Origin of the sequence: Thalassospira sp. GB04J01, from assembly GCF_000751115.1 — a bacterium.
Classification (GTDB): domain Bacteria; phylum Pseudomonadota; class Alphaproteobacteria; order Rhodospirillales; family Thalassospiraceae; genus Thalassospira; species Thalassospira lucentensis.
The window spans coordinates 357,240-370,420 of the sequence record NZ_CCDX020000005.1 but is presented as its reverse complement, the minus strand read 5'-3'; the positions used below and the strand labels follow the sequence as shown (position 1 = coordinate 370,420).

The 13,181-nt window shown below is 53.9% G+C and carries 14 protein-coding genes; 9 read left to right on the top strand and 5 right to left on the bottom strand.

Annotated elements, in window-relative coordinates; all coding sequences use genetic code 11:
• Positions 1-8 precede the first annotated feature (8 nt).
• From AMM48_RS03265 to AMM48_RS03255, 3 genes are all read right to left on the bottom strand, one after another.
• On the bottom strand, positions 9-983 hold the full coding sequence (locus tag AMM48_RS03265; RefSeq protein ID WP_102782873.1) for a sugar kinase: 975 nt from the start codon (positions 981-983) through the stop codon (positions 9-11).
• A 44-nt stretch (positions 984-1,027) separates the two neighbouring features.
• Complete coding sequence (locus AMM48_RS03260; protein ID WP_102782872.1) at positions 1,028-1,912, bottom strand: MurR/RpiR family transcriptional regulator; 885 nt, start codon at positions 1,910-1,912, stop codon at positions 1,028-1,030.
• 69 nt (positions 1,913-1,981) lie between these two features.
• Positions 1,982-2,368: a RidA family protein gene (locus AMM48_RS03255; RefSeq protein ID WP_022732470.1), complete on the bottom strand. Its 387-nt coding sequence runs from the start codon at positions 2,366-2,368 to the stop codon at positions 1,982-1,984.
• Positions 2,369-2,576: 208 nt separating this feature from the next.
• Between AMM48_RS03255 and AMM48_RS03250 the strand changes: the two genes are divergently transcribed.
• The 5 genes from AMM48_RS03250 (at position 2,577) to AMM48_RS03230 (ending at position 8,208) form a co-directional block, all read left to right on the top strand.
• A complete protein-coding gene (locus AMM48_RS03250) occupies positions 2,577-3,098 on the top strand; it encodes a TRAP transporter small permease (RefSeq protein ID WP_022732469.1) in 522 nt (173 codons plus the stop codon).
• Entirely contained in the window at positions 3,095-4,375 is a 1,281-nt protein-coding gene (locus AMM48_RS03245) for a TRAP transporter large permease (protein ID WP_102782871.1), read from the top strand. Before AMM48_RS03250 ends, AMM48_RS03245 begins: the two co-directional genes overlap by 4 nt.
• A 101-nt stretch (positions 4,376-4,476) precedes the next feature.
• Positions 4,477-5,535, top strand: coding sequence for a DctP family TRAP transporter solute-binding subunit (locus tag AMM48_RS03240; RefSeq protein ID WP_022732467.1), 1,059 nt, complete (start codon positions 4,477-4,479; stop codon positions 5,533-5,535).
• A gap of 85 nt (positions 5,536-5,620) precedes the next feature.
• Positions 5,621-7,090, top strand: coding sequence for a M81 family metallopeptidase (locus AMM48_RS03235; RefSeq protein WP_102782870.1), 1,470 nt, complete (start codon positions 5,621-5,623; stop codon positions 7,088-7,090).
• 47 nt (positions 7,091-7,137) lie between these two features.
• Entirely contained in the window at positions 7,138-8,208 is a 1,071-nt protein-coding gene (locus AMM48_RS03230) for a D-TA family PLP-dependent enzyme (RefSeq protein WP_102782869.1), read from the top strand.
• Between the two features lie 5 nt (positions 8,209-8,213).
• On the opposite strand, the gene AMM48_RS03225 is transcribed toward AMM48_RS03230, so the two are convergent.
• Entirely contained in the window at positions 8,214-8,708 is a 495-nt protein-coding gene (locus AMM48_RS03225) for a hypothetical protein (RefSeq protein WP_102782868.1), read from the bottom strand.
• Between the two features lie 196 nt (positions 8,709-8,904).
• Between AMM48_RS03225 and AMM48_RS03220 the strand changes: the two genes are divergently transcribed.
• The 3 genes from AMM48_RS03220 to AMM48_RS03210 all read left to right on the top strand — a co-directional run bounded on the left by AMM48_RS03220 (position 8,905) and on the right by AMM48_RS03210 (position 11,316).
• Positions 8,905-9,756 (top strand): alpha/beta hydrolase, encoded by an 852-nt coding sequence (locus tag AMM48_RS03220; protein WP_102782867.1) that lies wholly within the window; start codon positions 8,905-8,907, stop codon positions 9,754-9,756.
• Between the two features lie 127 nt (positions 9,757-9,883).
• Positions 9,884-10,825, top strand: a complete 942-nt coding sequence (locus AMM48_RS03215) for an ornithine cyclodeaminase family protein (RefSeq protein ID WP_102782866.1) — start codon at positions 9,884-9,886, stop codon at positions 10,823-10,825.
• Positions 10,822-11,316, top strand: a complete 495-nt coding sequence (locus tag AMM48_RS03210) for a thioesterase family protein (RefSeq protein WP_102782865.1) — start codon at positions 10,822-10,824, stop codon at positions 11,314-11,316. The genes AMM48_RS03215 and AMM48_RS03210 overlap by 4 nt, the downstream gene beginning before the upstream one ends.
• Here the strand turns inward: AMM48_RS03210 and AMM48_RS03205 are convergent.
• Positions 11,313-11,831, bottom strand: coding sequence for a GNAT family N-acetyltransferase (locus AMM48_RS03205; protein WP_102782864.1), 519 nt, complete (start codon positions 11,829-11,831; stop codon positions 11,313-11,315). The two genes, AMM48_RS03210 and AMM48_RS03205, sit on opposite strands and share 4 nt — an antisense overlap.
• Positions 11,832-11,927: 96 nt before the next feature.
• On the opposite strand from AMM48_RS03205, the gene AMM48_RS03200 reads away from it, so the two are divergent.
• Positions 11,928-13,160 (top strand): bifunctional alpha/beta hydrolase/OsmC family protein, encoded by a 1,233-nt coding sequence (locus tag AMM48_RS03200; RefSeq protein ID WP_102782863.1) that lies wholly within the window; start codon positions 11,928-11,930, stop codon positions 13,158-13,160.
• Positions 13,161-13,181: the final 21 nt, after the last annotated feature.

Here is a 13,181-nt window from a genome sequence, read left to right as displayed (position 1 = left end):
CGGCTGTCTCAGGCGAGGGTGAGCTCGCTGATGTCGACCAATGCCCCGTGACGGCCAATAACTCGGCCTGCAACTTGTTGCGCAATTACAACGGCCTGAGGGGTTGTCTTGCCGTGCGACTTTGCACCAAGGAACGCCCCGTTAAACGAATCCCCGGCTGAGGTGGTATCGACAATGTCGGTGATAACGGGGGGCGTGATCGACCCGGTGTCGCCGGTTTGGGTTGTATAGAATGTCGGATCACCGCCCGACTTTACGATGACTTCCGAAGCCCCGGCAGCCAGCCATCGCTTAGCGGTATCGGTCGGGGATGCGTCACCAAACACGGCCGCATCATCATCAAATGTCGGCAGAACCGTGTGGCATAGCGGGGCAATCGCCTTATAGGCGGTAATGGCGGTTTTGCTATCAGACCAAAGACGCGGGCGGTGATTGGTATCGAAATAAACCTTGCCACCCTGATCGGCGAAATCAGCCACCAGCTTGATCATTTTTGTCCGATCTGACTCCGACAGGATCGCAAGTGTAATTCCCGAAAGATAGATGCCGTCCAATTGTGCAAAGGCGGTTCTGATTTTATCGTCATGACCATCAGACAGCATTTGTTTGGCCGCAGCATGTGCGCGCCAGTACGAAAAGCTGCGTTCGCCATGGGCATCGGTCTGAATGGCATAAAGGCCGGGCAAGGCACCGTCAATCTGGCGCACGAGGTCGGTTCCAATACCGTCTTGCTGCCATGCGTGCAGCATCGCGTTGCTGTAGGGGTCTGTGCCCAATGCGGTGATGTAGGATGCCATGTTAGCGCTAACATCGTTGGTGTTCTGCGCTTTCCCATCAGCAAGAAGACGCGATGTCCGCGCCATATAGGTCGCAGCGTTTAAGGTATCCCCGGCAAAGCCAAGCTGTGCGGCGCCAAAAATCGCATCGGGTTTTGAGCCCGAAAGTTCGATCATGCATTCACCGATAAAGGCAATATGGGACATTTGGGGACCTCTGATGTGCGATGCGGGGGCTGGCGGTGACGGGATTAATCGCCGATGGGTTGGCGACCGGTCGGCGGGTTAAGCGGTAATAACGAAGACCGAATACGGCGCAGTTTTTCCTTGGCCTGATCAGGCATGCGACGTGCAACGGCGGTGGCGATGACATCAATCGTTGCCAGAAATGCGTGTCGGGTGGCGGTCGGTTTATAGATATCGGGGTTTTCAGGCATATCAATCGCCACCACCAGATCGCTCTCGGCCGCAAGGGGGCTGTCGGGATGGGTCAGTGATATGACCTTGGCGCCATATTGCCGTGCAATGGCCGCAGAATGGATCAGCTCGGTCGGTCGGCCGCTGGTGGAAATGGCAAAAATCACATCCTCCGGGCCAAGGGTGGACGCCAGCATGCGCTGTAAATAGCCATCACTTTGCGATTGTGCCGGAATGCCGAGCCGGAAAAAACGGTTGGCGGCATCAAAGGCCACGGTTGTTGAACCGCCCCCGACGCCCAAAAAGGCAATCTGTCGGGCCTTGACCAGAATGTCGGCCGCCTGATCAACCTGATCGGATGAAATCTGATCACGTAGCAGGCGGAGGTTATCAATGATCACGCCAAGAACGTGGTTTGATAAAACATCGGCAGCGGTGGTGTCGTCCGAGATATCCTCGGACGTTAGATATTGCATGCTGACGGCCAAATTTTGCGCCAGCTGCATTTTGAAATCGCGAAACCCGTCACAGCCCAATGTACGACAAAACCGGATCACGGTCGGTTCGCTTACACCAACATTTTCGGCAAGCTCCGACAGGGCAATGGTGGTCACCGCTTCGAGATGCTCGCTGACATAATCGGCAACCTGTTGTTCGCGGTTGGGGAATTTCCCCGATTGACTGCGCAACAGACTGATGATGTCGGCTGTTGGTTGCATGGGTCTTGTCCGGTGCTGTTCAAAGGACGGGCAGGGGTGCCATTAACGGCACCCCCTTGGGAAGTATCACTATTCAGGCTTATAAGCGATAGCTTCAATTTCAATCTTGGCGTCCACCATCATCTGCGATTGTACCGTGGAGCGTGCAGGGCGCTCGCCCGGGAAAAACTCGGCATAGACGCGGTTGAACGTCCAAAAATCGCGTGTATCGGCCAGCCAGACATTCATTTTGAACACATCATCAAGCGTGCACCCGGCAAGTGCCAAGGTCGCCTTGACGTTTTCCATGGTGCGACGGGTCTGATCTTCGATGCCGCCATATTCGATTTCACCATTTTCTTTCATGGCAACCTGACCGGAAATATAGACGTAGTCGCCGGCACGAACGGCGGGTGAAAATGGCAGCTTCTGTCCACCGGCACCGCTGCGTTCATTGCCGTAATGTTTGATCGCCATGGATAATCTCCCTGTTGTGGCTGGTGGGGTCGATTGAAAACGACGCCCGTCTGAAAATGTAGTTTAACTACCTAAATCAGCTTTTGGAGAAGGTCAATAGTGGAAAAATCGCTCGATACATGTCAAAAATATGTAGACAAGCTACAAAATGATACTCAGTATGTAGAAAAATTACATAAAAGATTCATCAGCGGAGAGTTTGGCGAAGATGGCATTACGCCGTGTTGAAACAGCAGCAGCAACCATGAGCCGGTCTTTGAACTGGGTCGTCGAACGCGTTATCGCGGTTTTGATGTTGACCCTTGTTCTCGATGTCTGGCTTGGCGTTATTGATCGATACATCTTTCATTGGCAGTTGCCTTGGCCCGAAGAGCTGGCGCGTTATTTGATGATCTGGTCGGCCTTACTGGCGATATCGGCCGGGATCGCACGGCGCGAACACATCGGCATTGGCATGGTTGTTTTAAGTCTGCCGATGCCGCTGCAGCGATCCATCCTGTTTCTGGTCGATCTGATCGCATTGTCGGCGTTTTTGTATCTGGCGATTTACGGATTTGATTTTGCCATGGGCGGCATGAGCCGACAGGCCATGATTTTTGGCATGTCCCTGGCGCTGCCTTATGCGGCTGTGCCGGTGGCGTCATTGCTGGCGGCCATTCAGCTTTTGCTTGTTGCCTTGCGCGATCAGGGCCGCTTCGTTCCGATTGATATTGCGGAGGGCGCAGAATGATCGTCGCCATTATCTTTGTCGTTCTGATGGTTTTGGGTATGCCGATTGGTTTTGCCCTTGGTGTCGCCGGTGTTGCGGGCCTGTTTGATATGGGCGGGGGGATTTTCTTATCCCAGGGTCCAAGCAAGGTTTTCAACGGTCTGAACGTGTTTCCGTTCCTTGCCATGCCGTTCTTTATTCTGGCCGGTGAGATCATGAACCATATCGGCATCACCAGCCGGTTGGTGCTGTTTGCTCAAGCACTTGTCGGGCATCTGCGTGGTGGCCTTGCGCACACCAATATGCTGGCGTCTGTGTTCTTTGCCGGATTGACCGGGGCGGCAACCGCCGATGCGGCCGCCTTTGGCAAAACCCTTGTGCCGGCCATGGTCGAACGCGGTTATCGCCGTGATTATGCCTGTGCGGTGACGGCGGCGGGATCGATCATTGGTCCGACCATTCCACCATCGGGTTTGATGGTTGTGTATGGGTCGTTGATGGGGGTTTCGATTGGCGGGCTGTTTGCGGCCGGTATTTTGCCCGGGCTTATGATTTGCCTGATTTGCATGACCGTGATTGCCGTAACGGCACGGTCCAAGAACCTGCCCAAAAATGAACGCCGGGCATCGCTTTTGGAAGTCTGGAAGATTTTCAAATCATCGATCACAGCGCTCATCATGCCGTTGATCATCCTTGGCGGTATTCTGGGTGGGATCGTCACCCCGACCGAGGCGGCATCCGTCGCGGTTGCATACGCCTTATTTATCGGTGTGTTCATCTACCGGGCCCTGACATTCAATGCCTTCTTCAGGATGCTGATCAGAACGGCGCGTGTGACCGGGGTGATCTTTGTCATCATTGCCTTTGCATCGATCCTTGGCTGGTGGCTGAGCTTTAACCGCATCCCGCAAGAAGTTGCGAACATGGTTCTGGGCGTTTCGGACAACCGGTACATCGTCATTTTCATGATCGTCGGCATGCTGCTGATGATCGGCATGGTGATGGATATCAACGCGATCCTGATCATTCTCGCCCCGGTTCTGGTGCCACTGACCATGCAGATCGGGATGGACCCGATCCATGCCGGGATCATCTTTGTTCTGGCGCTCAATATTTCACTGATGACGCCGCCCGTCGGGGCTTGTCTGTTTGTGCTGTCATCAGTCACGGGTGAAAAACTTGAAAAAATTGCTGCGCAGCTTTGGCCGTTTTTGCTGGCCGAACTGGGTGTGCTGTTCCTGTTTGCCTTTTGGTCGGACTTGGCCCTCGCGATACCGCGATTTCTGGGTTTCCGCTAAGCACGGGGCATCGAAATAGCCCCCGGTCAGGTCCGGGCCGGGGTGCGACATGAACCAACAATCGGACACCATAAAGTCGTTAATCAAGGAGAGGCAGTATAATGAAAACCGCAAAACGTTTGGGCGCAGCCGCCCTGGCAACCGCAATGCTGATGGGCAGCACGTCAATGGCATTTGCCGAGACGAAAGTCCTGAAATTCGCCCATGATAACAAGGCCGATCCGTTTGAAAATCCGGCCCATGCCTGTACGGCTGTTTTTGCCAATATCGTCGAAGCCGACACCAATGGCGAAATCGAAGTTGAAGTCTATCCGTCCAACCAGCTTGGTTCGGCTGCTGAACATGTACAGATGGTGCGTGATGGTATCATTCAGGCAACCCTGACTTCGACCGGGGCGTTGGCATCCTATTACCCGCGTATCGACGTTTTGAACCTTGCATTCGCCTTTGACAGCAACGCATCGACCTATGATGTGTTTGATGGTCCGTTTGGTGAAAAACTGGCCGCAGACATCGAAGCAACCCTTGCCGATGTCAAGGTTCTTGGCTTCCCCGATACCGGCGGGTTCTTTGCCGTAACCAACTCCAAACACCCGATTGCCAAACTTGAAGATTTCGAAGGCATTCGTGTGCGCACCATGTCGCTGCCATCGCATCAGAAAATCATGCAGGCACTGGGTGCCGAAGCCTATCCGATGGCATGGGGTGAAGTTTATGCCGGTCTTCAGACCGGTGTGATCGATGGTCAGATGAACCCGGTTCCGACCGTGACCTTTGCCAAGTTCAACGAAGTACAGGGCTATCTGACCCTGACCAACCATCTGTTTTCGCCCTATACCATGATGCTGTCAAAAGCATTCTGGGATGACCTGACCGAAGACCAGCAGAAAATCGTGCGCTATGCCGCCCAGTCTTGCGTTGTTGCAAGCCGTGGTGTTTCGCGTGTGATCGAGGCATCTGATCGTGGTTTGGCCGGTCTTAAAGACAAAATGGAAATCACCGCATTGTCGGCTGAAGACCGTGAAAAGTTCAAAGAGGCAACCCAGCCGGTCGTGATCAAACACGTTCAGGAAAGCCTTGGCGACGAAGGTGTTGAGTTGCTCGACCTGTTCAAAGCAGAAGTCGAGAAAGCCAACGATAATCGCTACATGGCTGAATAAGCCTTTGCATTGTTGAAGGGGCGAGAACCTCGCCCCTTCAAACCCTAAACCGTTATTAAAAGACCAAAAACAAAAGGCACGGGCCATGCGGATTTTTTGCGCCTCGATTGCAACCGAGACCAATACATTTTCACCTTTACGGACTGATTTTTCCGATTTTCAGGAAAGCTTTTATGCACCGCCGGGTCAGCATCCGGTCACCCCGACCCTGTGCAGTGCCGTCTTTACCGAAGGGCGCCTGCGGGCCGCCAAAGAAGGCTGGGATTTGATCGAAGGAACCGCTACATGGGCGGAGCCCGGCGGGCTGGTCAACCGCGAAACATATGAGAAACTTCGCGATGAGGTCCTTGGCCAATTGCGGGCCGCCATGCCGGTTGACGGTGTTATCCTTGGCCTGCATGGCGCAATGGTCGCACAGGATTACCTTGATTGTGAAGGCGATCTGATTGCGCGCATTCGCGCTATGGTCGGGCCGGATGTGGTGATTGGTACCAGTTTTGATCCGCATAGCCATTTGACCGATTTGCGCGTGAAAAACGCTGATGTCATTGTCGCGTTCAAGGAATTCCCCCATACCGATTTTGTCGAAACAGGGCGCGCGGTTGTTGACCTTGTCTTGAAAACGCTGCGGGGCGAAATCATTCCGACCAAGGCAGTATTTGATTGCCATATGATCGAGGTGTTGCCGACGTCGCGTGAACCGATGCGATCCTTTATCGACCGTGCCAAGGATATGGAAGGCACGGGCGATATCCTGTCGGTATCGTTCATCCATGGATTTATGGCTGGTGACGTGCCTGACCTTGGGGCCAAGGTGATTGTCACCACCAACAATAACCCTGCGGAAGCCAAGCGGGTTGCAAACGACCTGGGGGTCGAGCTGTTTGGTTTCCGTGGGGCCACCCGACCCAGTTTTGTCACACCGGACGTCGCCCTTGACCAGGCGTTAGCATCGGATGCCAAACCAATCGTTCTGACTGATGTCTGGGACAATCCGGGCGGCGGGGTGCCCGGCGACAGCACCATGTTGCTGCGCGCGGTGATGAAACGGGGGCTACGTGATTTTGCCGTGGGCACCCTTTGGGACCCGATGGCGGTGCGGACCTGTTTTTCGGCCGGTGAGGGGGCGACTTTGCCGCTTCGTTTTGGTGGGAAGACCGGCGCCCATGCCGGCGCGCCAATTGATGCCGAGGTCAAAGTCAAAAAACTTGAACGCAATGCGTGGCAGTATTTTGGCGAAAGCATCGTGCCACTTGGTGATTGTGCGGTGATTGAGCTGCCGGGCGGTGGGGAGGTAATCCTGAATTCCAACCGGTCGCAAAGTTTCGATCCCAGCCTGTTTTCGAATATGGGCATTGATCCAAAATCAAAAAAATATCTGTTCATCAAATCGACCAATCACTTCTACGATTCCTTTGCCAAGATTGCCGGCGAAATCATTTATGTGGATGTGCATGGTCCCTATCCGTCGGATCCTAAAACCAACGGATACCGTCATTTGAACCGTCCTCTTTGGCCAATTGTTGATGATCCGTTTGCTGCCAAGGCAAGTTGATGATCAAATGCCCTTCGCGTCACCACCGAAAATGAAGGACGGTTTTTATGACCCGCTCACCGCAATATTCTGAACTTGATACCCCATGTGCGGTGATCAATCTTGATACCGTGGACCGCAACGTAAATGCCTATCAGGCCTATTGCGACACACATGGTATTGCATTGCGCCCGCACATCAAAACCCACAAAATCCCGGCATTCGCCAAACAGCAACTGGCCGCCGGGGCCAAGGGTATTACTTGCCAAAAAATTGGCGAGGCCGAGGTTATGGCCGATGCCGGGCTTGATGACATCCTTTTGACCTATAACGTGCTTGGGGCGCGCAAACTGGCACGTCTGCGCGCGTTGTTTGACCGGGTGAAAACGCTACGCGTGGTGGCCGATAATGCGGCCGTGGTCGAGGGGCTTTCGCGTGCCTTTGCCGATAGTGACAAGCCGCTTGAAATCCTGGTCGAATGTGACACCGGGGGTGGGCGTTGTGGGGTTCAAACGCCAAAGGCGGCGGTGGAACTGGCGCAGAAAATCGAAAGCCTGCCCGGTGTATCCTTTGCCGGTTTGATGACCTATCCGTCGGCTGGCGGTGGCCCAAAGGTCGGCGGGTTCTTTGGCGATGCGATGGCGTTGCTTGACGGGCTTGGTATTGCCTGCCCGATCAGAAGTTCCGGCGGGACGCCCGATATGTGGAAGGCACACGAAGTTGCCCATGTCACCGAGCATCGCATCGGGACGTATATCTATAACGACCGGTCGTTGATGGCGCGAGATGTGTGCGGTGAAGACGATTGCGCGTTGCGGGTTCTGACCGAGGTGGTGTCGCTTCCGGCACCGGGGCGGGCCGTGATTGATGCCGGGTCAAAAGTTTTGACATCTGATTTGTTGGGGCTTGATGGATTTGGCTATGTCGTTGGCCATCCCGAGGTCGATGTGGTTGGCCTTTCCGAAGAACACGGTGTTTTGCATTTCGAGCCGGATTTGACGCCATTTGAAATTGGCGAACGGATCGAAATCATTCCCAACCATGTTTGTGTGGTCAGCAATATGCTTGATCAGGTGCATCTGGTGCGCGGCGATACCGTGAAAACCGTTAATGTCGCGGCGCGCGGCAAGGTTCTTTAAGGCCGTTAATCTGGATCGTGATTGGGCAGATAACCGGTAAATCCGGTAATCAGCCACTTACCACTGTCCTGTTTTTCGCAGTAATAATGGGTTTTCCAAAGCAGACGGTCTTCGGACCCGTCTGCTTTTTTTATGCGCCCGTTAAAATGTTTGCGGACCAATGCGCGGTTGCCGATGATGTCGATTTTATCAAGCGTGGTGGCGCGAAAGACTGCCGTATAGAGGTCTTCGGCATAGGGCACATCCTTAGTCGCAACTGCTTGGCGCAGCCATTCATCCCGGTAAGCCGCGAGATCGGGGAACATCATTTTCCATACGTCGGGATCATCGGACCTGCAGGCATCAATCGCGTAAAACCCATCGGCCTTGAAATCATCTTCGACCATCGACCAGTCGGCGGCGACAAAGGCGGCAATGTCGCGCGGGACCAGCATGTGCCAAATCTGATTGCGATCAAGGTCGGATGCGGGGAACGGGCTTTGAGTTGGGGCAGTCGTCATGATCTATCCAGTTGATCTGAAATTGCTTTCGCGCATTTTCGCATTCCGGTCGGGTAGGTTCAATCATTGTTGGCCATTGAGTGCAAAAAATACGTAGAGCGCATGTGAAGTATTTGCAAATGGTCAAAAATTAAACAAAGATCGTTGTAGAATAGTCAATCGTATACAAGACAGACCCGTAAATTCGAGGTGGCGGATGAGTTGGGGCGGTTTCACAGCAGCAGAATTGGAATGGCAATATAATCCGCGCGAAACCGTGCCGGAGTTCATGACCCATTTCGACCGCTTCGTGAAATTGTCTGATGAGACGCGGGCACAACTCAAACCTAAAATCGATGTCCGTTTTGGCGACGGGCCAAAAGAAACCATGGATGTGTTTCTGTCGGCCGATGCAGGCGCACCAGTGCATATCTTTTTCCATGGCGGCTATTGGCGCAGTCAGGACAAAAAGGATTATGCCTTCGTCGCCCGTGATTTGGTGGCGGCGGGCTTTACGGTGATTTGTGCAAATTACGATTTATGTCCCGGTGTGACGGTTGCCGACATCACCCAGCAAGCGGTGCGTTGCGTGAAACATGTCTATCAGCATGTGGGTGAGTTTAACGGCGATCAGGACCGGATTTCAATTTCAGGTCATTCGGCAGGTGGGCAGATTGTTGCGCGACTGGCGTCCTGTGACTGGGAAGATATCCTTGGCGATCCCAACCCGTTTTGTGCTGTGGTGCCGATTTCAGGTGTGTTTGACCTTGAACCGGTGCGCCATACAACGATGAATGATGACATCCGCCTTGATGAGGCATCGGCGGCGGACAATTCACCGATGCTTGATGCGGTGCCGGTGGATGTGAAAATGATGGCAATTGTTGGTGGCAATGAAAGCCCGGAATTTGTTCGGCAAAGTGATGCCTATGCCGCGTATTGCAGGCGTTCTGGCCTGACCGTTCCGGTCTATAAGGCGTGGGGGGCCAACCACTTTACCGTGCTTGAAGAAGTTTTTCTGGGCACTGGATCACTGTTTGGCCATCTCAAACGGTTTTTGCAGCCGTAAAACGACGGCAATTCCCAAAAAAAACAGCATAAAAAACCAGTCCTCTTCCTGTGACTGAGACGATGTGACGTGGTATAAAAGAGGCCGCTACCACACTGAAATCAAAAATAGTTATACAGGAAGGCTCATGCGTTTCGTTTCGGCAGAAGATATCGACAAGTTTGTTTCGCCCCGTGATCTGGTCGAAGCCCTTCGTGACGGGTTTGCACAAGGGTGTGAGGCGCCGCTGCGCAGTCATTTCAACATGGAACGCAGTAACGAGGATGATGCGACCTTCCTGATTATGCCAGCCTGGCAAAAAGACGGTGCGGCGGGGGTGAAGGTCGCCGCCGTGGTGCCGGGGAATTCGGCGCGGAACCTTCCGGCGGTGTCGGGGACCTATATTCTGCTTGATGCGGTGACCGGGCAGCCATCGGCGGTGATTGATGGCACCAAATTGACCACACGTCGCACGGCGGCGGCATCGGCACTGGCCGCGGACTACCTTGCGCGTAAAGATACCACCGACATGGTGATGGTCGGGTCGGGGGCGATGGCGCCGCAATTGATCCGCGCACATGCATCGGTCCGCCCGATCAAGAATGTCACAATCTGGAACCGCAATGGCGATAAGGCAAACAAGCTTGCGGGCGAGATTGCCGAACTTGGGTTTAATGCCACCGGCACGGATGATCTTGAAGGTGCGTGTAAAGCAGCTGATCTGATTTCATGTGCGACGCTTTCGACCGAGCCGCTGGTACGTGGCGATTGGTTGCGTGATGGCACTCATGTTGATCTGGTGGGCGCGTTCAAGCCGACCATGCGCGAAACCGATGATGCGGTGATGAAAAAATGCCGCATCTATGTCGATAGTTTTGAGGGCGCGAGTGCCGAGGGCGGTGATGTGGTGCAGGCAATCGACAGTGGTGCGATTGCAAAATCCGACATCATTGGCGATCTGTTTGGCCTGACGCGCGGTGAGGTCAAGGGCCGCGAAAGTGATGGCGAATGCACGGTGTTTAAATCGGTTGGTCATTCACTGGAAGATTTCGCCGCCGCCGTTGCCGTGGTCAAGGCCGTCGGGAAATGATCAGTACGGATCTTTTTGCGCCACAACCGCTTGAGGCATATCGCGGCACGATCAAACCGGAATGGATTGATTTTAATGGCCATATGAATGTCGGCTATTACGTGGTGGCGTTTGATCTGGGCTCGATGGCGTTTTTAAACGCGGTCGGGATGGGGGCAACCTATCCCAAGGAGCGCGGTGGATCGACCTTCGGTCTTGAAATGCATGTGACCTATGACCGGGAAATTCATCTTGATGCGCCGTTTGTGATCCATACGCGTGTGCTAGATTGCGATCCGAAACGCATTCACATGTATCATGAAATGCGCCATGGGACCGAGGGTTGGCTGGCATCGACCAACGAAATCATCACCATGTATATCAATATGGAACAGCGGCGTTCCGCACCGTTTCCCGATGACATTATGGCGACACTCAACAAGATCAAGGACGCGCATGCTGGTCTTCCGGTTCCGACCGGGGTCGGGCGCAAGATCGGTATTCGGCGTTAATCACCAAATTCGGTGACATAGAGGTCACAAACCTCGTCACTTTGATGGTTCACATCCTGTGCGCGGAGGTAGCGCATGCCAAGTTTTTGCAGCAACCTCACCGAAGCCGCATTGTCGGGCAGGGTGTAGCCATAAAGACGCGTCAGGCCGAGATCGGTTTTGGCATATGTCAGCAATGCCGATGTAACCTCAAAAGCATATCCTTTGCCCTGATGCGCGGTGGTGATGGCATAGCCGATATCGGGTGCATCAAGGGCATCACGTTTGACAATCCCGATCAGGCCGATGCATTCAAGACCGGTCTTGTCGGTGACGATATAGGAACCGAAGCCGTTTTGATGGTAGCTCGAAATGAGTCGTTCATCGATATAGGTCCGTGCGGCGTCAAGATCGTGAATATTGCGATCACCGATGAAGCGTATCCAACCGGGTTCGTTGAGCAGTTTTAACATAAACGGCGCATCGTCATGGGTGGCGTGGCGCACGATGGTCCGCGCCGTTTCAAGAATGATCATCAAACTGTCCGTGTTATGGTGGCACGAATGCCATCCTATCTGTCGATCACAAATATAAAAGCAGGCTTTTAATTTTCATCCGGTTGGAGGACACAAATGTCGGGAAAACCCATCAAACTGACTTTCGATGGCGCACATGGAGCCAAGCTCGCAGCACGTCTTGACCTGCCAACTGGACCGGTAAAAGCATATGCCTTGTTTGCGCATTGTTTTACCTGTAGCAAGGATTTGACGGCATCACGCAAGATTGCCGAAGCCCTGACCATGGCCGGGATTGGGGTTTTGCGGTTTGATTTTACCGGACTTGGCGGGTCGGGTGGTGATTTTGCTTCAACCAGTTTCACATCCAACCTTGATGATCTTGAACGGGCGGCTGATTTCCTGCGCGCCGAGTTTGAGGCCCCAAAACTCCTGGTCGGTCATTCGCTGGGCGGGGCGGCGGTTCTTGCGGTGGCGGAACGCATTCCCGAGGCAACCGCAATCGCCACCATCGGCGCACCTGCCGATGTTGATCATGTCACCCATAACTTTGCCGATCACCTTGAAACGATCAAGAAAAACGGCGAGGCAGAAGTATCATTGGGCGGGCGACCGTTTGTCATCAAGCGCAAGTTTGTCGATGATCTGGCAAGCCACGATCTTGCCCGGTCGGTCGCACAGATGAAAAAGGCGCTTCTGGTGTTGCATGCGCCGATGGATCAGACCGTGGGGATCGAAAATGCCGGTCGGATTTTTGATGCGGCAAAGCATCCCAAAAGTTTTGTGTCGCTTGATCACGCGGGCCATTTGCTGCGTGATCCGGACGATGCGACCTATGCCGCGTCGGTGATTGCGGCATGGGCGCAACGTTATATGCCGATGGGCCCTGCAACCCCGGTTGAAATCGGCGAAGGGGTGATGGTGCGTGAAACCGGGCTGGGCAAGTTTCAGTCCATGGTGGCGGTCGGGCGTCATCGCATGCTGGCCGATGAACCGGAATCGGCTGGCGGGCTTGATAGCGGCCCGTCGCCTTATGGCTTTTTATCAACCGCCCTTGGCAGTTGCACGGTGATGACCGTGCGCATGTATGCCGATCACAAAAACATCCCGCTTGACGCGGTTCGGGTGGAGATCCTGCATGATAAAATCCATGCCGATGACTGTTCGGAATGTATCGGTGACCATTTGCAGAAGGGCGGTAAGATCGACCGGTTTGAACGCAAACTGACGTTTATCGGCAATCTTGATGCGGATACACGGGCCAGATTGCTTGAAATTGCCAATAAATGCCCGGTGCATCGCACCCTTGAGGCAACGTCGCTGATTGTGACGCGCGAAGAGCGGGATTGAGCCGTTTGAAGATCAAAAAAC

Excerpts from the sequence above, each read along its gene's own strand:
- AMM48_RS03215 (WP_102782866.1), top strand. The coding sequence starts at position 9,884 with ATGCGTTTCGTTTCGGCAGAAGATATCGACAAGTTTGTTTCGCCCCGT.
- AMM48_RS03220 (WP_102782867.1), top strand. The coding sequence starts at position 8,905 with ATGAGTTGGGGCGGTTTCACAGCAGCAGAATTGGAATGGCAATATAAT.
- AMM48_RS03230 (WP_102782869.1), top strand. The coding sequence starts at position 7,138 with ATGACCCGCTCACCGCAATATTCTGAACTTGATACCCCATGTGCGGTG.
- AMM48_RS03210 (WP_102782865.1), top strand. The coding sequence starts at position 10,822 with ATGATCAGTACGGATCTTTTTGCGCCACAACCGCTTGAGGCATATCGC.
- AMM48_RS03250 (WP_022732469.1), top strand. The coding sequence starts at position 2,577 with ATGGCATTACGCCGTGTTGAAACAGCAGCAGCAACCATGAGCCGGTCT.
- AMM48_RS03200 (WP_102782863.1), top strand. The coding sequence starts at position 11,928 with ATGTCGGGAAAACCCATCAAACTGACTTTCGATGGCGCACATGGAGCC.
- AMM48_RS03260 (WP_102782872.1), bottom strand. The coding sequence starts at position 1,912 with ATGCAACCAACAGCCGACATCATCAGTCTGTTGCGCAGTCAATCGGGG.
- AMM48_RS03255 (WP_022732470.1), bottom strand. The coding sequence starts at position 2,368 with ATGGCGATCAAACATTACGGCAATGAACGCAGCGGTGCCGGTGGACAG.
- AMM48_RS03225 (WP_102782868.1), bottom strand. The coding sequence starts at position 8,708 with ATGACGACTGCCCCAACTCAAAGCCCGTTCCCCGCATCCGACCTTGAT.
- AMM48_RS03245 (WP_102782871.1), top strand. The coding sequence starts at position 3,095 with ATGATCGTCGCCATTATCTTTGTCGTTCTGATGGTTTTGGGTATGCCG.
- AMM48_RS03240 (WP_022732467.1), top strand. The coding sequence starts at position 4,477 with ATGAAAACCGCAAAACGTTTGGGCGCAGCCGCCCTGGCAACCGCAATG.
- AMM48_RS03265 (WP_102782873.1), bottom strand. The coding sequence starts at position 983 with ATGTCCCATATTGCCTTTATCGGTGAATGCATGATCGAACTTTCGGGC.
- AMM48_RS03235 (WP_102782870.1), top strand. The coding sequence starts at position 5,621 with ATGCGGATTTTTTGCGCCTCGATTGCAACCGAGACCAATACATTTTCA.
- AMM48_RS03205 (WP_102782864.1), bottom strand. The coding sequence starts at position 11,831 with ATGATCATTCTTGAAACGGCGCGGACCATCGTGCGCCACGCCACCCAT.